General features: G+C 49.4%; 19 protein-coding genes. 5 read left to right on the forward strand and 14 right to left on the reverse strand.

The window, feature by feature from the left end; all coding sequences use genetic code 11:
* Position 1: 1 nt before the first annotated feature.
* The 3 genes from GWG06_RS29400 to GWG06_RS29410 form a co-directional block, all read right to left on the reverse strand.
* Positions 2-1,036, reverse strand: a complete 1,035-nt coding sequence (locus GWG06_RS29400) for a pyridoxal-phosphate dependent enzyme (protein ID WP_158631295.1) — start codon at positions 1,034-1,036, stop codon at positions 2-4.
* A gap of 30 nt (positions 1,037-1,066) precedes the next feature.
* Positions 1,067-1,573 (reverse strand): UpxY family transcription antiterminator, encoded by a 507-nt coding sequence (locus tag GWG06_RS29405; protein ID WP_160718056.1) that lies wholly within the window; start codon positions 1,571-1,573, stop codon positions 1,067-1,069.
* Between the two features lie 243 nt (positions 1,574-1,816).
* Positions 1,817-2,506: a response regulator transcription factor gene (locus tag GWG06_RS29410; protein WP_160718057.1), complete on the reverse strand. Its 690-nt coding sequence runs from the start codon at positions 2,504-2,506 to the stop codon at positions 1,817-1,819.
* A 324-nt stretch (positions 2,507-2,830) separates the two neighbouring features.
* Here GWG06_RS29410 and GWG06_RS29415 point away from each other — a divergent pair, with 324 nt between their 5' ends.
* The 5 genes from GWG06_RS29415 (at position 2,831) to GWG06_RS29435 (ending at position 7,277) form a co-directional block, all read left to right on the forward strand.
* Positions 2,831-3,448, forward strand: coding sequence for an RNA polymerase sigma factor (locus tag GWG06_RS29415; RefSeq protein ID WP_160718058.1), 618 nt, complete (start codon positions 2,831-2,833; stop codon positions 3,446-3,448).
* Positions 3,445-3,894 (forward strand): anti-sigma factor family protein, encoded by a 450-nt coding sequence (locus GWG06_RS29420; RefSeq protein WP_160718059.1) that lies wholly within the window; start codon positions 3,445-3,447, stop codon positions 3,892-3,894. Before GWG06_RS29415 ends, GWG06_RS29420 begins: the two co-directional genes overlap by 4 nt.
* Before the next feature lie 63 nt (positions 3,895-3,957).
* Positions 3,958-4,371, forward strand: coding sequence for a hypothetical protein (locus GWG06_RS29425; protein ID WP_127034027.1), 414 nt, complete (start codon positions 3,958-3,960; stop codon positions 4,369-4,371).
* Positions 4,372-4,394: 23 nt separating this feature from the next.
* A complete protein-coding gene (locus GWG06_RS29430) occupies positions 4,395-4,784 on the forward strand; it encodes a hypothetical protein (protein WP_127034025.1) in 390 nt (129 codons plus the stop codon).
* A 48-nt stretch (positions 4,785-4,832) separates the two neighbouring features.
* Positions 4,833-7,277 (forward strand): TonB-dependent receptor, encoded by a 2,445-nt coding sequence (locus GWG06_RS29435; RefSeq protein WP_160718060.1) that lies wholly within the window; start codon positions 4,833-4,835, stop codon positions 7,275-7,277.
* A 123-nt stretch (positions 7,278-7,400) separates the two neighbouring features.
* Here the strand turns inward: GWG06_RS29435 and GWG06_RS29440 are convergent, their stop codons facing one another.
* The 11 genes from GWG06_RS29440 to GWG06_RS29490 all read right to left on the reverse strand — a co-directional run bounded on the left by GWG06_RS29440 (position 7,401) and on the right by GWG06_RS29490 (position 25,857).
* Positions 7,401-8,378, reverse strand: a complete 978-nt coding sequence (locus GWG06_RS29440; protein ID WP_202183161.1) for a hypothetical protein — start codon at positions 8,376-8,378, stop codon at positions 7,401-7,403.
* A 204-nt stretch (positions 8,379-8,582) separates the two neighbouring features.
* Positions 8,583-8,978 (reverse strand): Hsp20/alpha crystallin family protein, encoded by a 396-nt coding sequence (locus GWG06_RS29445; RefSeq protein ID WP_160718061.1) that lies wholly within the window; start codon positions 8,976-8,978, stop codon positions 8,583-8,585.
* A 76-nt stretch (positions 8,979-9,054) separates the two neighbouring features.
* The gene (locus tag GWG06_RS29450) at positions 9,055-9,390 is read right to left on the reverse strand and encodes a hypothetical protein (protein WP_127034019.1); all 336 of its coding nucleotides are present in this window, start codon (positions 9,388-9,390) and stop codon (positions 9,055-9,057) included.
* A 229-nt stretch (positions 9,391-9,619) separates the two neighbouring features.
* Positions 9,620-10,468: a hypothetical protein gene (locus tag GWG06_RS29455; RefSeq protein ID WP_160718062.1), complete on the reverse strand. Its 849-nt coding sequence runs from the start codon at positions 10,466-10,468 to the stop codon at positions 9,620-9,622.
* A complete protein-coding gene (locus tag GWG06_RS29460) occupies positions 10,465-11,412 on the reverse strand; it encodes a hypothetical protein (protein WP_160718063.1) in 948 nt (315 codons plus the stop codon). The genes GWG06_RS29455 and GWG06_RS29460 overlap by 4 nt, the downstream gene beginning before the upstream one ends.
* Positions 11,413-11,597: 185 nt before the next feature.
* Positions 11,598-12,773 (reverse strand): type IX secretion system outer membrane channel protein PorV, encoded by a 1,176-nt coding sequence (porV, locus tag GWG06_RS29465; protein WP_160718064.1) that lies wholly within the window; start codon positions 12,771-12,773, stop codon positions 11,598-11,600.
* Positions 12,774-12,802: 29 nt separating this feature from the next.
* A complete protein-coding gene (locus GWG06_RS29470; RefSeq protein ID WP_160718065.1) occupies positions 12,803-19,000 on the reverse strand; it encodes a M43 family zinc metalloprotease in 6,198 nt (2,065 codons plus the stop codon).
* A 41-nt stretch (positions 19,001-19,041) separates the two neighbouring features.
* Positions 19,042-20,568 (reverse strand): RagB/SusD family nutrient uptake outer membrane protein, encoded by a 1,527-nt coding sequence (locus GWG06_RS29475; RefSeq protein WP_158631294.1) that lies wholly within the window; start codon positions 20,566-20,568, stop codon positions 19,042-19,044.
* 46 nt (positions 20,569-20,614) lie between these two features.
* On the reverse strand, positions 20,615-24,058 hold the full coding sequence (locus tag GWG06_RS29480; RefSeq protein WP_158631293.1) for a SusC/RagA family TonB-linked outer membrane protein: 3,444 nt from the start codon (positions 24,056-24,058) through the stop codon (positions 20,615-20,617).
* 97 nt (positions 24,059-24,155) lie between these two features.
* Positions 24,156-25,154, reverse strand: a complete 999-nt coding sequence (locus GWG06_RS29485) for a FecR family protein (protein ID WP_160718066.1) — start codon at positions 25,152-25,154, stop codon at positions 24,156-24,158.
* Between the two features lie 94 nt (positions 25,155-25,248).
* A complete protein-coding gene (locus GWG06_RS29490; RefSeq protein ID WP_127034007.1) occupies positions 25,249-25,857 on the reverse strand; it encodes an RNA polymerase sigma-70 factor in 609 nt (202 codons plus the stop codon).
* Positions 25,858-25,947 lie beyond the last annotated feature (90 nt).

Consider the following 25,947-nt stretch of genomic DNA (forward strand, 5'->3'; position numbering starts at 1 on the left):
ATCAGATGGTTTGTGACGTCAGTATATTACGGTTTACCCACTCCTGGTTATACACCGTATCGATATATGCATTGCCGGCATCGGGCGAGATGAATACAGCGTTTGCAGAAGGCTGTGCGGCCTGCTGCAGTATTCTGTCGGCAGCGGTATAGGCAGCGCCTGCGGAAGCTCCCAGGAACAGGTGATGGCTGGTCAGCAGTTCATGGCATCCTTTAATAATATCCTGCTGGGAAAGAATGATATAATCATCTATCAGCGCCTTGTCAAAGAAGGGGGTGCGGATGCTGGCGCCGAGGCCGGAGAGTTTTCTTACTGCGGGTACGTTACTGAAGACCATAGAGCCTTCCACGTCTACCGCGATGATGCGGATATTCCGGTAATGTTCTTTCAGCCGCTGTGAAAGTCCGGTAATGGTACCGCCGGTGCTTACGCTGATAAAGGCGTAGTCGAGCGAAGAAAAGCTGTTCACTATTTCTTCTCCCAAAGTATGATAGTAGGAAAAATAATTGTCGGGGTTCTGGTACTGGTCCGGCTGGTAGGCATTTTCGTTGGCAGCCAGGAATGCTTTCACGGTTTTGATCCTGTTCAGGAGGTAGCCGCCGGTGGCATCTCTTTCCGTTACTCTCAGGATTTCAGCGCCTCTGAGGCGCATGATCTGTTCTTTTTCAGCAGAAAGGTTAGGATCCACAACGGCAATAAACCGGATGGACATGGCCTGGCAGATGCCTGCCAGTGCAACGCCGAAGTTGCCGGAAGTAGATTCAATGACCGTTGTATTTTCATTGATACGTCCTTCTTCCAGTGCCTTGCGGAGAATATAAAGGGCGGGGCGGTCCTTGATGCTGCCAAAGAAGTTCTGATGTTCCAGTTTCGTATATAGGTTAGCGTGAGGGTAGCTGAATTTATACAGCTGGGTGTTTCCTATAAACGGTGACAGCTTCAGAATGGCGTTCCTGCATTTTTCTGTACCGGTGGTACCGGGCAATAGGGTGGCGGGTCCGTCTGCCGGTAACAGCGGAGTAAGCTCAATATTCATATCCATCTGATTTTTTTCCGCGGAAAGCGGTTAAGCGCAGGTCAGGTATCCGGCCGGCAGGGTGAGCAGGAGATTTCTTTTGAGGAGATCCATTCTCACCAGCAGGGTTTGTTTATCGTTGTACCTGACAAGTTCGCAGGAAAGTCCGGCCAGTGCTCCTTCTGCAATCACGAGTTTTTGTCCGGGGCAGAAATATGCTTCCGATACTTCCACCGTTTCCGCATTATGGGTAATAAGTTTGATATTATTAATAGTTGCTTCGCTGATGCGGGTAATAATATTCCCGGTTCTGACATAAAAAAGGGATCCGTCGACATCTATACTGTGATAGTAGCTCTGCAGATCTGTGAGGTAAACAAAAACATAAGAGGGAAACAGGGGTTCATCAATGTACTTTTTTCTGTCATGCCATTTTCTCAGTGATTTCCTGGTAGGCAGAAAAGAAACGATGCGTAGTTCCGTTAAACGCGTACATACTTTTTTCTCATGCTTAGGTTTCGTGTAGATCAGGTACCATCCTTCAGAGAACTTGCTCATAGCTGGGTGACTGTTTGATCAATAGCTCCCGCTAAGGCAACTGACATTGCCAGGATGAGGAAGGAGCCGAAATAGGGTTTACAGTGTAAAGTCTGTTCAGTAATGTGATGCAGGCGCTTCTTTGTGGAGAAGCGTCAGCAGGCAACTGAACGCCTTAACAAATTAATTCAAACAGTAAAGAGAACCCTTAGCATTAATCCCAATTTTTAATGCGGTATTTACTAATTATGGCAGCGGGTATCATTATCTTTCGCTTCTGACGCAGGGTTCTGCGGCAGACACTGAAATAATATTATTGGAAATAGCGTATTTCAGGAGTCCTACCGTTGATTTTATCCCTAGTTTTTCTTTCATATCCTGCCTGATTTTTTCGATGGATTTGGTGCTGAGAAAGAATTCGCTGGCAATTTCACGGGTACTTTTTTCTTCCCACAGCAGTTGCAGTACTTTTCTTTCGCGGTTGTTCAGTGAAATGGTATCTGCTTTGCTGAACATGCCGTATTTGCGCTGTTGTTTCTGGTAGAGGAAATCTGTTATGACACTGCTTCTGTGGATTTTTTCTTCAGCGGCAGCAATGATGGCGTCCAGCAGTTCTTCCGGTTCGTTCATTTTGGAAACATATCCGTAGATACCTGCATTCAGCAGGGTGTTGATCAGTTCCGGGTCTTCGCACATGGATAATATAATTACCTTGAGGTCCGGACATCTGTCTTTCACGGTGATTAATGTTTCAGTGATGTTGGGTTGCTGAAGAATATCCATCAGCAGAATACCTGGAGACAGATCTTCCAGCTGGCTGATGAGGTTGGTCAGGGTTACGGTATGAACCAAGGCATGGAAGCGGTCCTGTTCAATAATATAGTTCTTCAGTACTTTGGCAAAGAGGAAGCTTTCGTCAGCGATGGCTATACTAATGGACTTTACTACTGGCATGAGGAGAACATTTGATTCGTCAGATAACGTCGTGTGCAAATAAGGTTATATGATTGAGAGTACGGTTAACCGTGAAGGTCTAAGTACCTACTAGCGTTGTGAATCATTTTTTGTACCGGCGGTATAATACAAAAAACTCCGGGTTACTCTTATATCTGTGAGTTTATAGCAAAATATGTGACAGAAACTCCAGATTTCGCTATACTCTAAAATAGTTGCTTTTTTCCAGAAAATCAAAACACAAAAATTTAAAAGCATTTTTCATTGTTGTATTTTTTCTTGTAATTTTTGCAACATTATTGGCGTTAACCGGTCTGATTCAAAATGAACCATTCAGTCGAACAGAAATTTACTGACCAGCAGCTTGTTGAGCGGGCGCTTGGCGGCCATCAACCGGCCGCTGCACAGATAGTGCGGCAAACCGAGGGGCTGGTAGCCCAGATTGTGTTCAAAATGATCCCGTTGGCTGACGACCGTAAAGACATCGTACAGGATGTGTACCTGAAAGCGTTCAGGCATCTTGCCGGGTTCAGGTTCAACGCAAAGCTGTCCACCTGGATTGGCAGGATTACCTACAACACCTGCCTGCATTACCTGGAGAAAAAGCGGCTGGTATTTCTGCCGGAGCGGCCGGCAGACGGGGACCAGGAAGACGACGGGCTGGATCTGCTGCTGCAGTCGCAGCAACCGTTGCATCAGAATCCCATTGAGCAGCAGTTATCCGGCAGGGAACGTACCGCTATTCTGGGTAATGCCATCAGAAAACTTTCTCCTCCCGTTTACCAGACCCTGATCACTTTGTATCACCAGGAAGAGTTAAGCTACGCCGAGATAGCTGAAATAACATCGCTGCCGGAAGGAACGGTCAAAAATTATCTGTTCCGGGCACGTAATCAGCTGAAAAAAAATCTATTATCTATATATAACAGAGAAGCATTATGAATACACATCATCTTTCAGAAGAAGCCCTGCAGCAGGCAGCCATGGAACAGCCGGAAGCCGGCTCCGTGCGGGAAGCGCACCTGGAAGGCTGTTCTTCCTGCAGGGCGGCGGTGGCGGAATACCGGGCTATTTTCGGCGCGCTGAAGACTATGGAGAAGCCGGTCTTTGATTTTGATGTGGCGCAGCTGGTGCTGGAACAATTACCACAGCCGCAGCCTGCGGTGCGCCGCTTCCCCTGGCCTGCGGTGCTCACCGGCGCTGCTGCCGTGATGGGCTTTGCGGTGCCGCTGCTGGTACTGGGCAGGTTCCTCAGCAGTCTGTTCAGCGGTATCCCGGCCATGATGCTTGCCCTGATAGGGGTAACAGCAGCAGGTATTCTGCTGTTTCTATGCCGGGAAACGGTGCTTAACTACCGGGAAAAAATGCGGTTGCTGAATTTTTATTAAAAAAACTGCAACATTATTTTATCCCGCCGGTCTGATACCGTATAAACACTTAAAAAGAACCACATGAAACGTATTATCAATATCACTGGTCTGCTCGGCTGCTCCCTTACTGCCGGGGCACAAACACAGATTCCGGGGGAACAGCAGCCGGAACTGATGAGAAGCGCAGTAGCTGTCATCATTATTTACCTGGTCGCGTCCTTTATACTTTCACTGATACGTATATTACTGGACGACCGCCTGAAAAAGAAAATGATAGAAAAGGGCGTTCCCGGAGAAGTCATTGCCAACATGCTGCCACGCAACAATCATCTTATCGCTGCCGTGAAATGGATCTGCATACTGGTGGCCGTCGCCGCAGGCCTGGCCATCATCAGCAACTACCCGCTGAGCATCTACTCCGTTATCATCATGGCAGTGAGCGTAGCACTGGGGCTGCTCGTGTACTACTTCTGGGCGAAAAGAATCCGTAACTGAGCTTTTACAGATAAAACGACGATATGAAATCAGTATATATCATTTTCGGTATCTGCCTGGTGGCTGTCATCCTGCTGCTGACAAAATTTCTGCGGCAGCACTCCACGGTACATGGCGTTAAAATCTCGGTGGAAGAAACCACCGCCACCTTCAAGATGCACGTACGCTATAACAAGAATCAGACAGCGATAGTAGAAAACTATATTGACAGCTGCTTCCGGCCACAGACAATTTTCGGCGGCCAGCACAGCATTGATAAAGACATCGTCACCGCAGACAGCGCCAGGTTTCATATCAACGCGTCCGCCGGCTACTTCTCGCTCGCCGCAGCCAGAAACAATAACTCCGCCGCCGCACTGGAAAACCTGGTCAACATCTGCATGAAGATGAAAACCGTTATCAAACCGGAATAATCCCTCTTTTAAAACCCATCCCGAACATTCACTAAAAATCATCCAGGAATGAAGCCCTTATTACTGACCTTACTGGCCATATGCCCGTACTTTGCCTTCCAACAGGCCAACGCACAGACCCGCATTGCCGGCAAAGTAACCGACGAACAGCAGCAGCCTGTCAGCGCCGCCACCGTGGCGCTGCTCAGGCAGGGAACAGCCGCCCCCGTGAAACTGGAAGTATCTGAAAAAGACGGCTCATTCATCTTCGAAGGCCAGCCAGCCGGCACCTACAGCATCATCGTCACCGCAATAGGTATGCTTAAATATGAAACAGCACCCTTCACGACTGACTCCACCGGCACTCCGGTAACAGTACCGCCTGTCATCATGAAGAAATCAGATATCGCACTCAAAGAAGTAGCCGTAACAGCCCAGAAGAAATTTGTTGAACAGAAAATAGACCGTACTGTGGTCAACGTAGATGCCGTTATCTCCAATGCAGGCACCTCCGCACTTGATGTACTGGAAAAATCGCCCGGCGTAAGAGTGGACCAGAACGGAGGCATCAGCCTGAAAGGACAACAGGGCGTTACCATCTACATTGACGATAAACCCAGCTACCTCTCCGGCACAGACCTGCAGAACTTTCTCCGCTCTATGCCCGCCTCCACACTCGCTCAGGTGGAAATCATGCCCAACCCGCCGGCAAAATACGATGCTGCCGGCAACGGTGGCGTCATCAATATCAAAACAGCCAAACGTAAAATCAGGGGATTTAATCTCGGCCTGAACCTCAGCGCCCGCGTATCCAAATACTCCAGCTCCACCAACAGCTTCGATTTCAACTACCGCAACAACATGGTAAACCTGTTCGGTAACTTCGGATACGGCACCCGCAACAATTACAACGACATCGACATCTTCAGGAAATATAAAAATGAAGACGGCAGCACCCGCAGCATCTTCACCCAGAACTCCTATATTCATCGCCTGGGCGGCGCCTATAAAGGCAGCTTCGGCGCTGACTTTTACCTGTCAGACAAAACCACCGCCGGCATCATCTTCAACGGACTGGCCAGGTACCCAAAAAACAGGAACAGCAGCACCGGCACCCTCTACGATGCTAAAAACAACCCGGACTCCAGCGTGGTATCACAAAATGATGAAGACGGCTCCTTTAAATACGGTGGCATCAACCTCAACCTGCGGCACGACTTCCGCAAAAACGGCCCCTCCCTGCTGGCCAACTTCGACTACCTGACCTACGGCATCGACAATGATCAGACATTCAGCAACCAGAACTTCAAATCCGACGGGCAACTCAGATCATCAGACCTGCTGACCGGTCAGCTGCCCTCCAACATCAAAATATACGCAGGGAAAGCCGATTACACCCACCCGCTCAACGATGGATGGCAACTGGAAGCCGGCGCCAAAACCAGTTATACCAAAACATCCAACGCAGCCAATTACTTCAACGTCATTGAAAATATCAGCAAACCGGATTATGATAAAACCAATCATTTCAACTACCAGGAAAATATCAATGCCGCCTATGTTAATATCAACAAAGACTTTAACCGATTAAGCATACAGGCAGGCCTTCGCTTTGAAAGCACCTCCATCAAAGGTCATCAGCTGGGCAACGCCATCAAGTCCGATTCTTCTTTCACCCGTAACTACAGCAACCTTTTCCCCACACTGTTCCTTTTATACAAACTGGACTCGCTCAGCAACCACCAGCTGAAATTCAACTACGGCAGAAGAATCGACCGGCCCTACTATCAGGATATGAACCCATTCATATCCCCACTCGATAAATTCACGTATTATGTAGGTAACCCTTACCTGCAACCTTCCTTTTCCTCCAAACTGGAACTGGCCTACATTTTCCATAACTGGCTCACTGCCAGCATCGGCTACAGCGACACCAGGGATCAGGTATTCGAAACCATCGAAATTGTTGGCAACAACTATTACAGCAGACCCGCCAATATCGGCCGCACCACACTGACCACCATCGGCCTCGATGCCAGTCTGGCCCCCACCCCCTGGTTCAGCTTCCAGCTCAGCAATGAACTGAACTTCGTGCATGCCAAAAGCGATTTCTACGACGGCCCCCTCGACACCAGAAGCACTTACTTTTATACACAGGGCCTCCTCCAGTTCAAACTGAAAAAGAACTGGACCCTGCAGGTGGACGGCACCTATCAGACCCGCTTCACCAACGCACAATTCGACCTCGCCGGCAGAGGACGCATAAACGCCGCCGTAGCCAAAATGATCTCCCGTAAAGTTTCTGTGAAACTGAGCGTAAGTGATATCTTCTTTAACAACATCAGCCAGGGCACCATCAACAACCTGCGCCTCACTGATGCCACCTTCAGAACCCTCAGCGACTCCCGCGCCGCCATCCTCACCGTTAGCTTCCGCTTCGGTAAAGCCGTGGAAGGCCAGCGGAAACATAATAACTCGGGGGCTGATACGGAACAGAATAGAGTTAAAAATTAATTGCGAATTACGAATTGCGAATTACGAATGAGGAGCGAAGATTTAAGCGGATAAAGAATTTACTTCTTCGCTTAAATCTTCGCTCCTCATTCGTAATTCGCAATTCGTAATTCGTAATTAATTTTATTCTAAAATTACCGGAATGTTCTTCCCCCTGCAGTACTCCACGGCTTCTGTTTCTGTCATAAAAAACTCATCGCAGAATTTTGTCAGCTCGCTGGCTAAGGCAGATGTGTAGCGGCTATCCGCAGTAATATATTTCTCTGTATGGTCAATAAACTTCTCAAAGTCGTGATTTATCTTGCATAGCTTATCTATCGTCACAAAATCCAGTTCCCGGTATCTGGCAGGGAAAATAATCTCACTCTCAAAAGGGTTGCCGCTTAACCGGATAATACCAATACCAAATGCCTGGTTCAATCGCTTCACTTCATCCATCAGCACGTCGCTGAGCTCAAAGGTCACCAGGTAACCATAATTGGCCCAGCTGGAATTTGAAACAGCCTGGAAGAAACACTTCTTCAGCTCATAATCCGTTTTAATCTCCTTCTTGATTTCGTAAGACATCAGCTCAAAGGTGGCCAACCGGTTGATCGCATTTAAAAATGCCTGGCTCGTAGCCGTATGCAGGTTAACAAACCTGATACCTATCATATCAGGATGTATCCATTTCTGGTTACTGTCCTTCGCATTGGACTGCTCATGAAAAATCGTTCTGGATCTGATATTGACAGAGTGCAGGAAGCTGCTGAGCAGGCGATGCAGACTTCTTTCATCAAAGCCGCCCGCAGCCTGCAAGGGAACACTTACCGCCGGCTCGTTGTTTTGTACTACCTGCAGCGCTTCCATACTGATCTCTCCTTCATACTTCGACAGGTAGTAAGTGAAATTATTTCCTTTCAACGGAATCCTTTTCACCCGGGAATCCCGATTCCGGATAAAGTTACCGAGTGAGGCAGATACCGTGGAAGCAGGTGTTTTGCCATCTTTAAAATCATAGTCATTGTGTTCGCAGATTTTCTTATACACCTGCATATAGGTGGCCGGCTCCTTAATTACGTCGAGGGCTTTAATAATAGCATCATTCAGGGACATACTCATAACAGGGGAAATTTGGTTAGTACCGGAAAATATCAGTGCTCCGGGCTGACAATAACCGGCGATTTATTCACCGGCGTGTCGTATCATCTACTAATTTAAACACCTTCTGTTATTCCGCCAATAAATAAATTTCCGGCAATATCTAAACAAAAGCCGGTTGCTCCCAAAAGAACAACCGGCTGATTCAACAAATGTAATACATACTTAACTGACCGGGATGGTATGCGGTGCGGCCTCCTTTCCGGTGGCCAGCGGCAGGCTCACCTGCAGCACACCATCTACATACTTTGCCGTAATACCGGATACATCGATGGACGGATCAAGGGCAAATGTCCTGATAAACCCGCCCCTGCTGTACTCCCGCCTGATCCATTCAGGCCGCGCAAAACCTTCAGGCGGCGTATAAGACACCTCCAGCTCATTCCCTTTGATTGCCAGGCTAAAATGTTCCCGGATACGGCCGGGTGCAAACACCAGTATTTCCAGAGAGCTGTCTGTCCTGTAAATGTTTACAGCAGCCCTTTCCATTGAACGGTAAAACAAACCCCGTTGTCTGTTTCCGTAGTTGCCTTTTGCGGCACATGACTGATAGTAGTTCATGATCTTTCATTTAAAATGTTAACAGGTAATAACACCTGTATATGCAGACGAATGAACCACCGGAATATTGTAACCCCTAATCCCACAACTCCCTGACTACCTTACAATCTGCCCTGGAAATATAGATATAGGCAGATCCTCCGATATCATACTCCCGCTTCGGATATTTTCTGATGACATAAAAAGAATCTGTTTGAATGACATCTACCTTAAAAGGCCGCCCATTCAGGTTATACTTTGTAAATATGTAAGTGGCCTGCTTTAACAGAGAATCAGGGTCACAACCTCTGGCAGTAAAATTATACTGTTGTGCCTGACGGGGTGCAGTGCAGGCAAATAACACCATAGCAGGCAATAGCACAGCTGCAGCCCCCGGTTCAGAAGGCAGCCGGCCAAACATTCTCTTTAGCATAGCGAACAGATTGTTGAGCCTCAATATTAAACAACATATCCGTCCGTAAACCATGCTTAATCAATCTTCACATTTCTTTACAAGGGAAGATAAGTTTTTGCCCTTCGGGCAATTACGAATTGCGAATTGCGAATTACGAATGTTGAGCGAAGATTTAAGCGAAGAAGTAAATTCTTTATCCGCTTAAATCTTCGCTCAACATTCGTAATTCGCAATTCGTAATTCGTAATTACCTAAACCATCTGCTCTGCATCCGGAATGCTCCAAAATACACCCAGGGATATTTCTTTCTGTAGTCAACGTTGGCTTCAAATTCAAAGAGGGGAAAGAAGCTATCTTCATTTCCGTTTTTTTCTCTGCCAAACCAGATACCCTGGTGTTTCATAAATGTGATGTGTTCCCGGTCGATTGTATCTGACCGGAAATTAAATCCGAATCCCATCGTCCAGCTGTTTCTTTTGTAGAAGCTCACCGGCAATGCCAGCGAGCAGTCCAGGCCATAGCTTTCCTCCTGTTTGCCATTATCGCGCGATATATCGGAGAGGGTAATTATCCGGTTGTTATCGGTAGTAGTAAATGTCCATCGCAGCGTATCTTTTTTCTGAATGAAGATGAATTGATTTCCTTTAATTTCTCCGGCAAAAAAAGTATTGAAATTGGCAACGTTCACAAAGCTATCGGCGCGATATATGGGCATATCGTATAACCCTCTCCGTTCATCGCCGTTTTTCAGCGTATAGGTAGGTATGGTAGTAATATACAACACCTTGCGAAGCGTGGGCGAATACAGCAGATAGGCCACTTCCATTTTTTCCATATTGCTGCCGGCAGGCTTATCATCGCAGTTACATCTTTCTGCCGGTGCGGCGTGGTTGGGATCCCGGGACGTGTAAAAGTTTGGCACCGGCCTTACCCTGCATATTTGTCTGACATACAACTGAAAATCCTTATCCAGCGGCAGGAACTGCGTATCCAGTGTACCAACCCTTTTGTAACCGGCAAAACTGAGATACTTCCGCTTCGCCATACTACAGCTTAAAACCGTTGCCATAGCGCAACATAACAGGAGGTATTTCATGGCTTGCTGATTTGATGGAATGAATTAAAATAGGTCAGCCCGAATGATTGATATTGCGGATAGGGAATCTGGTGATATCCGAAGTTGCCGATGTAGTGAATGAAGTTCTGAAAATCCCACCGGTGAATCGGATTATTGTATTGATAAAAGGCAGACAACCCATACCTGGCGCTGCCTACAGATACATTCCAGTAACTGCGGTTATAGTATTGCTGCTCCACCTTTCTGTAATACACATTAGCGCCGTTGATTTCATTGGTGATCTCAAAGGCACAGCCGGTATACCCGGTGAATTTATGATAGCTGGCTGTAAAAGTATTGATGGTGTTCTCCTCCGGAATGGTGACAGCCAGAAAACCACCACCGGTATAGTACCTGTCTGCCTTATCTCCCCAGTATTTCAGCAAGGCGCCGCCATCATTATAGTATCCCAGCTGAACATAACGCCAATGGGCATTCACATACGCTATCCGCTGCCAGCGGCTCTTTCCCCTATCCATTGCCAGCACGGCATTGACGCCAACTGATGCAGATACTCCCTGATAAGGATTTATCAGCGGCGGCTGCGACAGATCCGTGAAATAATACAGCGGCACATAGTCCGGATTCCTGCTGTATCCCGTACCTGCCGTCAGCATAGCTGACCAGATAATATCTGACGAAAAAAGGCCGTTCTTCTGTGAGCCTGACTTCGTACCCAATCCACCATAATAGATCTGCCATTCCATATTGAGCGCCGGGTAAAGCCCGTTGCCAGCCACCGGACACCCGATGCCCGTACTGACCGACAGCCGCAGATGTGGCTCCCTTCTCTTCAATTCCATAATGGCCTTTCCCGCCACACCATACTGAAAATCATTAATGGCAACAACCTGCCGCTGATGGTACTGCGCCATCGTAATAAGGTGACAGTATAAAAGTATAGAGGTACAGATTAATCTCATGGCTGCGTGCTGGGGTTATGGGTAAGATTAATACACTAAATATAGGGATTTTAAATTACGAATTACGAATTGCGAATTACGAATGAGGAGCGAAGATATAAGCGAAGAAGTAAATTCTTTATCCGCTTATATCTTCGCTCCTCATTCGTAATTCGCAATTCGTAATTCGTAATTACTTCCCGTCGTTATTTCAAATCAAGCATCAACGAAAACCTCACCGTATTCGACAATGGGTTTCTTGTTGTTCCTGATCCTGCCGGTACGATATACGATAAATTAATGCCGAACTGCTGCAGTTTTAAGCCAACGCCGGTAGTGAAATACCTGCGGTTGCCTTTATTAACGCCTTCGCGGTAGTAGCCGCCTCTGACAGCAAACAGGTCGTTGTACCAGTATTCGGCGCCCACGGAGAGCATGACTTCCTGCAGTTCTTCCTTAAAGCCGCCGGGGGCATCCCCGAAGGAGCTGAACAGGGCGTCCATGGAGCCTTTGGTGGATACGGTACCGAGGCTGTCTGCCGAGATGGCCGGTGTGGGTACCAGCAGCTTATTCAGGTCCAGTGCAAAGGTGAGCTTATTGGCTTCATCCAGTTGGTGTGTATAGGCAGCGCCGATACCCAGGTTGGCAGGAATAAAGTACTTCTGTGCATCGCTGCCGTAGGAGATGCGGGTGCCCATATTGGTGAGGGCTGCGCCGAAGCTGAAATTACCGGACTGCCCGTTGTCATAGGTCATGCTGTTATGATAGGTGGCGGAGAGGTCTGCCGCAAATGCATGTCCTGCTTTAAAGGTACGTCCGGGGTCTGCGCCGTGTTGCCCGCTGCCCAGGTTGGAATAGATGTAGCGCATGGCGATACCCAGTGCCCAGTGGTCCGACAGTTTTCTGACGTATCCCGCATCTATGGCCATTTCATGGGGGCGGGAGCTACCTTGCTCCTGCCCCGCTTCATTCCTGAAGGTGACGTTACCCATGGAAAAATAACGCATCGATGCGCTGATAACCTGCTGCTCGTCCAGCTTTTTGTAACCGCTCAGACTCGCCAGGTACATGTCTCCGATCAGATCGCGGAGCCACGGCGTATAGGTTACGGAAACGCCTGCACGATTTTCGGTAAAGGCCAGCCGTGACAGGTTCCAGAAAGCGGCGTTGGCATCGGCGGAAAGCGCCAGCCCCGTTTCTCCCATGGCGCCGCTGCGGGCGTCCGGAGAAATCCTCAGAAAAGGTACGGCTGTACTGATGGTATTGGTTCTTCCGTCTACATTAACAGCAGTGGAAGGTATCGTCTGCGCCTTTACCCTGCCGGGGAAAAGCGCGGTAGCAGCATACAGCCCGAGTGAACAAATGATATATCTGCGCAACATTATTTCAGTTTTTTTGAATTAATAAATCATCATAGTTTGATAAACCGTTGTGATTCCCATACCTCGCGGTTCTGCAGTTTCAGGATGTATACACCCGGCTGCAGGGAGGCTGCCGGCAGGTCATGTGTTTCTGCTACACGGCCTGCACTCTGCAGTTTGCCATGCATCATGATCCTGCCCGACATATCTATCACCTGGAAGCTGACCGTACCCGGTGTTCTGTTCAGGAAAGTGATACGCATATTTTTCGCTACCGGGTTAGGTGTAACCATCAACCCGAATGCTGCGCCCCTGCCCAGCTCCGGCTGTACCGGAACACCCGGATCTACCGGACCCGTTGTTCCCTTGATACAGATACCATCTATGGCGTAGTAATAGTGATGTGCATTTCTGCGGATGCGGATAAATATTTCCTTTCCGGCATATTTCGTGAGGTTGACTGTCCGCTCATTCCAGTTTTTGAAATTCGCCTTGTCTGTACTCAGCACAGTGATACTATCCCACTGGCCGGTCAGGGATGCGGATACAAAAATGGTAGTGGCTTTATCTTCCGGACGCGGCGCCGGCCATGCGGCATCCCATGCCAGGTTGTCTGTGAAGTGCAGCTCGGCAGTCTTCAGATCTTTCAGCGAAATCTTCGGCGTATAAAGATTGATCTCATCCGGTGCATCGATGCCTGCATTGAAGTTTTCGCCGACAAAGAGATACGGAGACTGATCCTTTCCCTTGATCACTGCCGGTGTGCCGTCAATGTCCACATTAGCGCTGCTGGTTACTTTATAACTCACGGTCATGCCGGCAGGGATATTCTCCGTCCAGCCGGCGGGCTTGCTGCCAGCGGCGGTGTTATCGAAGTTTTCTCCGGTTTTGCAATCTCCAGGCTCCGGATTTGTGCTGCCGCCCGACCCCTTAATACAGATATCATCCATCGCATAATAGAAATGATGGGCGTTCCTCCGGATACGGATGTAGATATCCTTACCGTCATATGCTTTCAGGTTAATGGTACGTGCATTCCATTTCGTGAAGTTGGCTTTGTTGGTGCCAAGGAAGGTGATGCTGTCCCACGGGCCGCTCTGGCTCAGTCCCACAAAGATGGTAGTGGCATTATCATCAGGTTTGTCTGCCGGCCAGGTTGGATCCCATGCCAGGTTATCCACAAAATGCAGTTCGGCATCCTTCACATCTTTCAGAGATATTTTTGAAGAATACAATGACATTTCATCCGGGCCATTTCCGGCATCGTTGAAATTCTCTCCCAGGAACAGGTAGGGAGAATTATCCGCCGCCTTGATGGTGGCTTTCATACCATCAATATTCACATTTTCACTGGTGCTGATGTTAACGGTAGCTTTGTTACCGGCCGGAATATCGTTTTTCCAGCCTGCCGGTGCTGCGCCGGTTTTCATCTTATCAAAATTTTCTCCTGCCTTACAATCCTTGCCCATACTTGGTTCCGGATCCGGATCAGGATTGGTACCACCACTGTTCTTCACACAGAGATTCTCTACAGCATAGTAGTAATGATGCGCATTCCTGCGGAAGCGGATATAAATATCCTTGCCATCATATTTGCTGAGATCAACCGTACGGTCGTTCCACAGTTTGAAGCGGGCAGTGGTTGTAGCAAACGTGGTAACGCTGTCCCACGGACCGCCAACAGCCGTTGCTACAAAGAGCGTAGTCGCTTTATCTTCCGGACGCGGATCAGGCCAGGAAGGATCCCAGGCAAGGTTATCTGAGAATGTAAACACCGCTTTTGTCAATCCTTTCAGCGATATTTTGTTCGTAATGATACTTAATTCATCTACTCCATTCAGGTCATCGTTGAAGTTCTCTCCCAAGATCAGGAACGGAGAGTTGTCGGAAGATTTGATGGTAGCCTGTGCACCGTCTATCGATACATTTTCGCTGGCAGTGATTTTCGCTGCGGCTTTGTTGCCGGCAGGAATTTCACTCTTCCAGCCTGCCGGTGCGGCGCCGGTTTTCATCTTATCAAAATTTTCTCCTGCCTTACAATCCTTGCCCATACTTGGTTCCGGATCCGGATCAGGATTGGTACTACCGCTGTTCTTCACGCAGAGATTTTCCAGCGCGTAATAGTAATGATGTGCATTCCTGCGGAAGCGGATATAAATATCCTTGCCATCATATTTGCTGAGATCAACCGTACGGTCGTTCCACAGTTTGAAGCGGGCAGTGGTTGTAGCAAACGTGGTAACGCTGTCCCACGGACCGCCAACAGCCGTTGCTACAAAGAGCGTAGTCGCTTTATCTTCCGGACGCGGATCAGGCCAGGAAGGATCCCAGGCCAGGTTGTCTGAGAATGTAAACACCGCTTTCGTCAATCCTTTCAGCGATATTTTGTTCGTAATGATACTTAATTCATCTACTCCATTCAGGTCATCGTTGAAGTTCTCTCCCAAGATCAGGAACGGAGAATTGTCGGAAGATTTGATGGTAGCCTGTGCACCGTCTATCGATACATTTTCGCTGGCAGTGATTTTCGCTGCGGCTTTGTTGCCGGCAGGAATTTCACTCTTCCAGCCTGCCGGTGCGGCGCCGGTTTTCATCTTATCAAAATTTTCTCCTGCCTTACAATCCTTGCCCATACTTGGTTCCGGATCGGGATCTGTATCCCCGCTGTTTTTCACGCAGAGATTTTCCAGCGCGTAATAGTAATGATGTGCATTCCTGCGGAAGCGGATATAAATATCCTTGCCATCATATTTGCTGAGATCAACCGTACGGTCGTTCCACAGTTTGAAGCGGGAAGTGGTTGTAGTAAACGTGGTAACGCTGTCCCACGGGCCGGTAGCAGCTGTCGCTACCAGGAGCGTAGTGGCTTTATCTTCCGGACGCGGATCAGGCCAGGAAGGATCCCAGGCCAGGTTATCGGCGAAGGTCAGTACAGATTTGGTTAATCCTTTCAGGGATACTTTGTTGGTGATGAGATTTAATTCATCTATCCCATTCAGGTCATCGTTGAAGTTTTCTCCCAGTATCAGGAACGGAGAGTTGTCGGAAGATTTGATGGTAGCCTGTTTTCCGTCTACAGATACATTCTCGCTGACAGCAATTTTTGCAGCCGCTTTATTACCACCCGGAATCTTTATCGTCCAGCCACCGGGTTTTTGTCCGACGGTCATTTTATCGAAATTTTCACCGGCCTTGCAACCTGTTCCCATGCTGGGTTCCGGATCAGGCGCTGCTACGCCGCTCTGCACGCAGAAATCATCTGCAGCGTAGAAATAGTGATGTTTGTTTCTGCTGATACGGAGATAAACAGTTTTACCGGTGAAGGCGGAGAGGTCTATCTTACGTTCATTCCACTGGCCGATGGCAGCCTTGTCGGTAGTCAATACCGCTACGCTGGTCCATGGGCCTGTCAGTGATTCAGCTACATATACCGTTGTGGCTTTATCTTCCGGACGTGCTTCCGGCCAGGCCAGATCCCAGGAAAGGTTATCTGCAAACAATACAACCGGTTTCACGATACCTGCGAGGTTCAGTTTGCCGGAATATACATTTACTTCTGCTGCATTGTTAACGGCATCATCATAGTTTTCTCCCAGGAAAAGATAATTGGAATTATCTGCTGCTTTGAGATAAGCCATGGAGGTAACGAGCCTTACTGTTTCCTGTTTGCTGACACGGAACTTGCCGCCTTTCAGTGTAGCAGGCACCTGCTGTGTCCATCCCGGTGCGAGGTTATCCGGCAGGGTGGTATTGAAATTCTCACCCGCCTTACAATCTGCTCCCATGCTGGGTTCCGGCTCAGGTTCCACGGTACCGTCCCACTCTTTGATACACATATCATCAAACGCATAGAAGAAGTGGTGTTGATTGCGGCGTATGCGTATATACACATCTTTGCCTGTAAAGGAAGCCGGGAGCTTCATCTTCCTGTCATTCCACTTGCCCATGAGGGATTTGTTGGTACTGAGCGTGGCTACCGTTTCCCACGGACCTGCCAGGGAGGTAGCTGCCAGGATGGTGGTGGATCTGTCGTCCGGACGCGGATCAGGCCATGATTTATCCCAGGCCAGGTTATCCACAAAATACAGTGCCGGTTCTTTGATACCTGCCAGCTGGTACTGCTGTGTGATTACATTCACTTCATCAGCGCTGTTGGTTTCGCTGTTGAAGTTTTCACCGATGAAGAGGTATCCGCTGTTATCTTTTGCTGTCAGAGCCACCATCGGGCCGTCCAGGTCAACGGTTTCTGTTTTGCTGACTTTTGCTACGGCGAAGTTTCCGGCAGGTATTTGTTTGGTCCAGCCGGCAGGCAGACTGCCCAGCGCACTGTAGTTGAAGTCTTCTCCCTGTTTACAGGCAGAAGGGCTTTTTTCTACTACCGATATTGTTTTGGTGAGTGTGTTTTCGCCATACTGATTTTTTACTTTCAGTGTAACATTGTAGGTTCCTTTCTTATTAAATACAGCAGTAGCCGTAGCGGTATTCAGGATAACGGGCGTGCCGGAACCGTTGTCGATGGTCCATTCCCATGATGCGGGGAAATGAACGGAGGCATCGGTAAAGGTAACGGTGGTATTCACGCCGGCCAGTACGCTTTCCACGTCCATGCTGAAAACAGCGCGTGGCGGGCATACGTTGTCATATTCGTTTCTCACACCGGTAGCTTCCAGGTTGCTGAGCTGCCAGATGGATTTACGCGCCACATGATACATGGCTTGTGTAGCGCGGCTCATCTGTCCGGCGGTAAACATCTTATAACAGGTGGTGTTATAATCCATGAAGTTTTCGCCGTTGATTTTATGTCCGCATACAGTAGCGTTACAACCGCCTCCGGCCACGTTGGTAGAAGGCGTATCATCCACGCCGTCGCCGGCGCCGGCGCAGTTGTTGCCGTCGAAGGTATGCTTCAGGTTGAGCCAGTGGCCCAGCTCATGCGAGAAGGTAGAATTAAAGCTGCGGTTGTTGGTAGATATACCGCCCATCCCCAGGTACCATCCGTTGAAAACGATACGGGATGTTTTACGGTCGTTCATACCTTTGTCAGGATACCAGGCGATACCGGAGTTGTTGGCATCGTAGTTATAATCTGTAACCGCGGTAGTCCATCCTGCAGGCAAAGCGCCGGCAGCGGCGGATTCAAAGCCTTCTGTGAAAGTGCAGGCAGTGGTACCTGCTGCTTTGATGCACACATTATCCAGCGCGTAGTAGAAATGATGTTTATTTCTGCGGAAGTTGATATAAACCTGCTTGCCGGCCCAGGCAGACAGATCTACCTGACGCGGCAGCCATCTGTTGAAATCAGATTTGGAGGTAGCGATGGTCTGCACTTCCTGCCAGGGGCCGTTGAGCGCTTCGGCTACCAGTATGGTGGTACTTTTATCTTCCGGCCGGCTGGTGGGGTATGCCGGGTCCCAGCTGAGGTTATCGGAGAATGTCAGCAACGGGCGCTGCACATTTCTCAGATCTACTTTCGGCGTGTATACATTGAGGGTAACGGCGCCGCCGCTGAAGTAGTTCTCTCCCACATAAAAAAACTGCTGGCTGTTTTCTCCCGTGATGAGCTGCTTTGTTTCAATGTCCGTTTCCTGTTTGCTCACTTTAAAAGTGGCTTTGGGCATAGGTTTGTTGTTATGCTCCAGGTAGTTCATGACATATACGTTACAGTATTTGTAGTTATCCCAGGCATATTTGGCAACGGAGTCTTCAGCTTCGCGGGTAGCGTCTCCGAAGAATCTCCTCTCTGCATGATAGGTAGCGCCTTGTGTGGGTTGCCCCTGCGGATCTTTCTTCGCCATTACGAACTTCACGCGCATACGGGCGGCGATCGGCGCAAACAGCGGATCGATGGTGCTGATCAGCTGTTTGTTGCGCATATTAAAATCTTCGTTGGCAATGTCGAGTGCGGACTGCAGCTGCGACATGGGCACCAGCCTGGCGGCGGCCTCCGGGGAGTCGCCGTAGAATACGTGAAATACAACCGGTATGACAAACAGCTGCATAGCGCAGGTGTCGTCTGCAGGACCGGCGGCACGCGCATGGCGTGCGTTGCCGGTAACTACCTCTTTCTGTATACGCTGCAGGTATTTTTCATAATCCTGCATGCGTGCTTTGGCGGAAGGATGCAGCCTGTAATATTCTTCCATAGCGCGTTCTGTACCGCAGACGGGGCTTTGGGCGTAGACCCCGCCGGTGCAGAACAGCAGGCATATTATCAGTGCTGATAACAGTCTGGTAAAGGAATTAGTCATGATCGTTTCTTTAGTTGATAAAATGTAACATGGCGGCAGGATCAGATGCCGCTGTTATTATCCACTTCACTTTTAGGCAGCGGATAGTATGCCTTGTCCGCCGAATAGCCGCGGCCGGCTTCTTTCATATTGGTTTCCAGCAGCCCCCATCTGCGCAGGTCGTAGTAGCGGCTGCCTTCCATGGTCAGTTCCATTACCCTTTCATGTATCAGCTGCTTAAATACTTCTTCTTTCGCAGTGATGGTGAGCGCCGGCATACCAGCGCGTTTCCGCACGTCGTTGATAACCGGGATGGCTTCCGGGGTGCGGTCTGCAGCGTTGAGTGCTTCTGCATACAGCAGCAGCACATCTGCATAACGCATCAGCGGCATATTGATATCGTTGGCCTGCTGCATACGCAGCGTATCAACGGGCAGCCATTTGCGGAAGGCTACGGCATCGGTATTATTTTTAAACCAGGCGGTGAAAGTTTTGCTGTATACGCGTTTGGCCTGCGCGTCATTGAAATAGGCATCGTTGAAGTAGATAGTGCCATACGCACGTTTGTCAAAGTTACCGTCAGCAGCTATCCTGCCTTCTCTGGTCATCTCTGTCACCAGGCGCTGTGTACCGTATATTTCACCATAGCCTTTAAATTCGCGGGCGCCAATCCAGGCGTTGAGCATAAACTTGTAGTAGGCGCCGTTGCTTTCGTCGGCAGACTGCTGCAATTCAAAGACAGATTCCCGGCTGTTTTTGACGGTACCGTTGAACATACTGTTATAGTCTGCTTCCAGCGAATATTCCCCGGAGGCTTTCACTTCGCCGAGCCACTGCGCCGCCTCCTTGTAATAGGCGGCCGCCTGGTCTTTATATTCACCGGCCATATACAGGTATACTTTACCGAGATAAGCCTGTGCAGCGCCTTTTGTGGCACGCCCCATTTCTGTATTCGGACGTTTGGAACGGAGCGGCAGATTAGCGGCTGCTTCTTTCAGGTCTGCCACAATGAAATCCCACACTGCCTTTTTATCTGACAAGGGATGTCCGATTTCCTGATCGCTTTTAGGTACGCGGTCGCGTAACACCAGCTGCTGAAAATTTTTAGCCAGGGAGAAGTAATAATAGGCGCGGAGAAAATGCGCTTCGCCCAGGATCATCTTTTTGCTGGGTGCATCTATTTTGGTGTCGGGCATCTCTCCTACCTTCTCTATCACCTGGTTGGCGAAGTTGATGCCGAGATAGCTGCCGGACCATAACACTTCCACCGCAAGGTTGCCGGCGGTGAAGTTGAAATTGTAATGCTCCAGCCACCAGGGGTAGTTGTCTGCATCCGCGCCGGGCACCACATAGTCTTCCCGGTAATACTCTCTCACAGAGCGGGCTTCAATAAAGCTGGTCCAGTCGGTAGCTCCTTCCAGCTGCCCGTATACTGCTGCCAGTCCGGATAACGCATCACTCTTATTTCTCCAGAATTTATCGGTGGTCAGCTGGTCGGGCGCCTGCTGCTCCAGGAAACTTTTCTCACAGGAAGAAAATCCGATGGCCGCAGTCAGCAGTGTGCACAATAATATTTTAGAATAGTTCATACGATCGCTTTTAAATGGTAAAAGTGTCATCATCATACTGCAGACATCAGAATGACAGTTGCACACCGGCCATGATGGTTTTTGTCTGCGGATACAATACGCGGTCAACACCGATGCTGGAAATGCCTGTGCGGCCTACTTCCGGATCAAGACCGGAATATTTGGTGAACGTCAGCAGGTTTTGTCCGCTGGCGTATATCCGTAACCGGTTGCAGTGAATTCTGTTCAGCAGGGATAACGGCACCGTATATCCGAGCTGCAGTGTTTTCAGGCGCAGGTAGTCGCCGTTTTCCAGGAACCTGTCTGACTCGCGGTTATTGCCGTTAGGATCGCCGAGTATAGCCCTGGGCATAGTGCTGTTGATATTTTCAGGCGTCCAGGCATTCAGTGTGGTAGTAAGGAAGTTGCGTCCAGCCTCCATACCTTCCATTTCAAAGCGGTTGCCGTTGTAGATTTTATTTCCGCCGGCGCCCTGCAGGAAGATGGTAAGGTCAAAATTTTTATATCCCAGGTTGATGTTCAGGCTGTATTCATATTTAGGCATTCCGGTGCCGGCATATACTTTATCGTTGGGATCCAGCTTACCGTCGCCGTTGGTGTCAATAAACCGTACATCTCCCGGTTTGGCTTTAGGTTGTATGTTATTGTGCGCCTTGTTCCATTCGGTTACTTCAGCGGCAGTTCTGAAAATGCCGTCGGTGCGGTACAGGTAGAAAGCGCCTATTTCACTGCCTACACGAGTTTGGGTAGGTATGTGATCGCCGAACTTCAGGCCTGCGCCCTGCAATATCTGGCCGTTGTTGGCGAGCGACAGCACTTCATTTTTCAGGGTGCTGAAAGTACCGGTTACATCGTAGGTCAGTCCTTTGTAACTGTTGGTGTAGTTGAGTTCCAGCTCTATACCCTTATTGGCGATTTCTCCTACGTTGAGGATAGGATCATTGATACCGGCAGAAGAAGGCATTCTCTTCACTACCAGCAGATCAGTGGTGCGGTTGTTGAAATAGTTGATGCTACCGGACAATGCGTTGTTCAGGAATCCGAAGTCCACACCGATGTTGGAAGAATTAACGGTTTCCCATCTGAGTCTTCTGTTTTCCAGGTCGCGGGCGATAGAGCCGGGCCATGGCGTAGCGCCCGTGCCCTGTACATATCCTTCTCCCGAATAATTACCCATAGAGATACGCGGCTGCGCGTCGTAGTTGCCGAGCACCACTTCATTCCCCAGCTTACCTTTGCTGAGGCGCAGTTTCAGGTTACTCAGCCAGTCAACGGATTTCATGAAGGGTTCTTCGGTGATACGCCAGCCCAGGGCGATAGAAGGGAAAGTACCATAGCGGCTGTCCGGTCCGAATTTGGAAGAACCGTCTCTGCGTACCGTGAACTGCACGAGGTACTTATCAGCGTATGAATAGTTTATTCTTCCCAGCAGGGAGGTACGGTTGTAGACGTAGCCGGAGCCATCAGCTCCGTAGGTGCCGCCCAGACCGGCTTTCAGCGTATTAAAGCGAGGATCCAGGAAACCGCCGGGCACGTCTTTCTCCGCAATATTCCCGTTTTCATCTATATAACGGACAACCGACTTACCGATCACAGAAGCGTTCAGGTAATCATAGGTCTGCGAAGAAGCGGTATAACCGCCCAACAGGCTGATGTTGTGCTTACCGTAAGCCTGGTTCCAGGTCAGCAGGTTCTCCATGAGCTTTTCCTCCCAGTTGCTGCGCTGGTTATAGACATAGGGATAAAGGACTTCCGGATCGTTGCCATTAACCTTATTGGGCGGGTAATAGGAATAATCAAATTCGTGGGAACTGGTGTAACCCAGGTTCACCGTGTATTTCAATCCTTTTGCCAGATCAATGGCGATGCGGCCGTTGCTGACAAAGTACTGGGTGCGGTTGTAGCTGTCATAGAAATTATCTGCCGCCACGGGATTCTGGAATTTAGGTAATCCGTCTTTTTCCAGGGCATAGCCGTATTTCTCCGAAGGGTCGAAAACCGGCAGCAGGGGCGACTGATAATAGGCGTCCTTCAGGTTGATTTTGGAGAGTTCCCGGCGGGTGTTGGCGTAGTAGATGTTGACGTCCACATCAAAGATGCCTTTCTTTACATCCACGCGGGAGCGCAGCGCCTTCTTGTTGAAATCGGACCCAATGATGGTGCCGGCTTCATCAGTGAGGCTGCCGGAAAGGCTGAAGGTAACTACATCGCCGCCACCACGGATACCCATGGTATAATTGCGGGAATTTCCCTTCTGCCCTATTTCATCCTGCCAGTTGGTATTCCATCCGGGGCCGGCATTATCGTTCAGGTATGCGGGAAATGATGTTCTGCCGGCATTTACATACATCTGCCTATGCACCTTCCGGTAGCCGTCCGCATCCAGGAATTCATATCTTTTAGTAGGCGTCACTGTTCCGGAAAACATAGAGAAGTCGAAGGAAGCATTTCCCTTCTTGCCGGTTTTGGTGGTGATGAGAATAACTCCGTTAGCCGCGCGCGATCCGTAGATAGCGGCAGCAGCAGCATCTTTCAGCACTTCCATGGAAGTAATATCATCGTTGTTCAGAAAGTAGGGATCGCCGGGAACGCCGTCAATGATAAAGAGCGGCTGATGGTTGCCCATGGTACCGAGGCCGCGGATGCGGATATCAGCCATGGAGCCGGGAGAGCCGCCTGTACGGCTGACAGTCAGCCCCGCCACTTTTCCCTGCAGGGCGTCAATTGGGTTGGTAGTTCCCATTTTACTCAATGATTCGCCTTTCACAGAGGCGATAGCGCCGGTAACATCTGTTTTCTTCTGTATGCCGTAGCCTACCACCACCAGCTGGGAAAGGCTGGTGGTAGCTTCATTCATGGTAATATCGAGATGTGCTTTTCCCTTAACAGGTATTTCCACCGTGTTGAAGCCTACATAGGAGATCACCAGTGTTTCGCCGGGTTCCACCTGTAAGGTAAACTCGCCTTTTTCGTTGGTAATGGTACCCTGTGCAGCGCCTTTCACCTTGATGTTCACACCTGGCAGCGGCTGTCCGCCAGCGCTGATGACACGGCCCTTTACAGGTTCAGGGGCCATTACAGGCGATGTGCTGATGAACATGGCGGCGGTGGCGGCGGGGGTAATCAGTACATTGATACCATCCTGGCCGAAGTTCAGGCGCACCGGTGTCAGTATCTCCCGCAGTATTTCTTCCACACTCTTATTGTGCGCCACCAGGGTGATGCCTTTGGCAGCCCTTTCCTGCAGCGATACAGAGTTATACACGAAGCGGAAGATGGTTTTCTTTTCGATGGCAGACAATACTTTCGCCAGTGGCTGGTTTCTAACGTCCAGGGATATACGCACATCACCCAGCTGCTGGGAATAGGCGCCCGCCTGCAGTATAGAGGAGCAGGCGAAGAAGAGCCAGGCGGTGAGTAAAAAATACCGCCCTCCTCTTTTGGCAATACCCTGGTACCGGGATACAATTGTTTCCCTTGCTTTTTTCATAACGATAAAATTTTTCATGTACTATAGTGACAAACAGGATCCCGGGAAACGCCCTGCATGTGGCATTCCCTCTCCTTTTCGGTTGCAATGCGGCTGTCTACAGGCAGCCTTTTCCTTTGATGATAATTTTGTTGCTATCAGCTTTCAGCTGATAATTGGAATGGTTGATTCTACATAACAGATTTAAAACTTTTGGCAGATCGGTGCCGGGCGCAAAGCTGGCCGTGAAACGGCAGCGGGCCAGGGCCGGGTCGCTGATGTCGATGGATATATCAAATTTACGTTGTAATGCGGCGGCTATTTCCCGGAAGGACTGCTCCCGGAATACCAGCCACCCTTCTTTCCAGCTGGCCGTGGCCGCGGCGTCTGTACGCTGGTATATTGCCTTACGGGTACTGCGGTTATAACTGATCTGCTGGTCGGGCAACAGCACGCCCATTTCTGCAGTGCCTTCCGCCACGCGCACCTTGCCCTGTACGACAGTCACCGCTAGGGTTTCGTTGCCGGGATAGCTGCTAACGTTGAAAGCCGTACCCAGCACCTGTGTGGTAACTTTACCGGTATGCACTACAAATGAACGCGCGGGGTCCCTGTGGATGTCAAAGAAGGCCTCCCCTTCCAGGAATACTTCCCGCCGGGATGCATTGAAACCGGCGGCATAACGGATTCTGCTGTCTGCATTAAGCCATACCTTACTGCTGTCCGGCAATACTACCTGCCGTGTTTCTCCGCGGGCTGTACTTATCTGCGTATATCCGTTACCGGTAGTCACCGCAGCCGGATGCATACGCTGGTAGATACCCCATGAAACCGCTGCGGTAATAATAACGGCAGCGGCTGCACGACTTAACAGCAATAAGCGACGGGATCTGCCGGTAACAGGCTGCGCTGCGGTGTGGCGCACTATCTCCTGCCGGATGGAATGCAGCAGTTCTCCTTTCAGCTCCTGCCTGGCGGAGGCGTCCAGCAGGCTGCTGAGCGGAGCATTATTCTCATAGGCGGCATACCACGCTTCCAACTCCTGCAACTCGCTGTCTGTGCAGGCTTCGGCACTGTACTTTTCTATTAACGTGATAATTCGTTCGTTCTGCTGCATATGAATATTTAATGATGCCTCCTGTATATATGTCACCTGAGAAAATAACTACCGCCATCTCCCCGTTAATTTTTTTTTATTTTTTTTGAAATGCTCAGAGAAAGTAAATAATAAATGGTATCAGGCAATCCAGGTAATAATTGCCGACCTGCGCACGGAGAATGCGCAATGCTTTGCCGATCTGCTTTTCCACGGTATTAACGGAAATGCCCATACGCAGTGCGATGGATTTGTAGGAGAGATTTTCCATACGGCTGAGGAGAAAGGCTTCCCGGCATTTTTCCGGCAGCAGGTGAATAGCATCCCGCAGCCTGCCTTCCAGCTCCTTTTCTATGACGTGGGCTGAAGCCTGCTCCCGCGGCTGCCGTTCCCGTAGCCCTTCCGCCTGCAGCTGCTGCAGCTTCTCCGAACGCAGCAACGTGCCGCGCAGCTGGTTCAGCACCTGGTATTTTAATGCCCTGAATAAATAATGACGGGGAGAGTGTATGTCCGGAATCTCTTCGCGGCGCACATACAGGTTCACGAAAAGCCCCTGTACCAGGTCTTTGGCTGCATCGGTGGATTGCAAACGCTGGTAGGCATGATCCAGCAGCGGCAGCCAGTATCTTTCATACAGGCATTCAAAAGCACGCTGGTCACCCTTTTTCAACAGATGCCATAATTCAGTATCTGTGCAATGCTGATATGTTGATAACGATGAAATATCTTAAATTTTGGCTGGCAGATGATTGTCTGGTAACTGCTATCTTACAGAAAAGGTACCGGGCATTTATATTGTTGCACTAAACGTACA

This window comes from Chitinophaga solisilvae, from assembly GCF_009928525.1.
Taxonomy (GTDB): Bacteria; Bacteroidota; Bacteroidia; order Chitinophagales; family Chitinophagaceae; genus Chitinophaga; species Chitinophaga solisilvae.

What these genes read in the sequence shown, in the direction of transcription:
- GWG06_RS29400 (WP_158631295.1), bottom strand. Translation starts at nt 1,036, where the DNA reads ATGAATATTGAGCTTACTCCGCTGTTACCGGCAGACGGACCCGCCACC.
- GWG06_RS29405 (WP_160718056.1), bottom strand. Translation starts at nt 1,573, where the DNA reads ATGAGCAAGTTCTCTGAAGGATGGTACCTGATCTACACGAAACCTAAG.
- GWG06_RS29410 (WP_160718057.1), bottom strand. Translation starts at nt 2,506, where the DNA reads ATGCCAGTAGTAAAGTCCATTAGTATAGCCATCGCTGACGAAAGCTTC.
- GWG06_RS29415 (WP_160718058.1), top strand. Translation starts at nt 2,831, where the DNA reads ATGAACCATTCAGTCGAACAGAAATTTACTGACCAGCAGCTTGTTGAG.
- GWG06_RS29420 (WP_160718059.1), top strand. Translation starts at nt 3,445, where the DNA reads ATGAATACACATCATCTTTCAGAAGAAGCCCTGCAGCAGGCAGCCATG.
- GWG06_RS29425 (WP_127034027.1), top strand. Translation starts at nt 3,958, where the DNA reads ATGAAACGTATTATCAATATCACTGGTCTGCTCGGCTGCTCCCTTACT.
- GWG06_RS29430 (WP_127034025.1), top strand. Translation starts at nt 4,395, where the DNA reads ATGAAATCAGTATATATCATTTTCGGTATCTGCCTGGTGGCTGTCATC.
- GWG06_RS29435 (WP_160718060.1), top strand. Translation starts at nt 4,833, where the DNA reads ATGAAGCCCTTATTACTGACCTTACTGGCCATATGCCCGTACTTTGCC.
- GWG06_RS29440 (WP_202183161.1), bottom strand. Translation starts at nt 8,378, where the DNA reads ATGAGTATGTCCCTGAATGATGCTATTATTAAAGCCCTCGACGTAATT.
- GWG06_RS29445 (WP_160718061.1), bottom strand. Translation starts at nt 8,978, where the DNA reads ATGAACTACTATCAGTCATGTGCCGCAAAAGGCAACTACGGAAACAGA.
- GWG06_RS29450 (WP_127034019.1), bottom strand. Translation starts at nt 9,390, where the DNA reads ATGCTAAAGAGAATGTTTGGCCGGCTGCCTTCTGAACCGGGGGCTGCA.
- GWG06_RS29455 (WP_160718062.1), bottom strand. Translation starts at nt 10,468, where the DNA reads ATGAAATACCTCCTGTTATGTTGCGCTATGGCAACGGTTTTAAGCTGT.
- GWG06_RS29460 (WP_160718063.1), bottom strand. Translation starts at nt 11,412, where the DNA reads ATGAGATTAATCTGTACCTCTATACTTTTATACTGTCACCTTATTACG.
- porV (WP_160718064.1), bottom strand. Translation starts at nt 12,773, where the DNA reads ATGTTGCGCAGATATATCATTTGTTCACTCGGGCTGTATGCTGCTACC.
- GWG06_RS29470 (WP_160718065.1), bottom strand. Translation starts at nt 19,000, where the DNA reads ATGACTAATTCCTTTACCAGACTGTTATCAGCACTGATAATATGCCTG.
- GWG06_RS29475 (WP_158631294.1), bottom strand. Translation starts at nt 20,568, where the DNA reads ATGAACTATTCTAAAATATTATTGTGCACACTGCTGACTGCGGCCATC.
- GWG06_RS29480 (WP_158631293.1), bottom strand. Translation starts at nt 24,058, where the DNA reads ATGAAAAAAGCAAGGGAAACAATTGTATCCCGGTACCAGGGTATTGCC.
- GWG06_RS29485 (WP_160718066.1), bottom strand. Translation starts at nt 25,154, where the DNA reads ATGCAGCAGAACGAACGAATTATCACGTTAATAGAAAAGTACAGTGCC.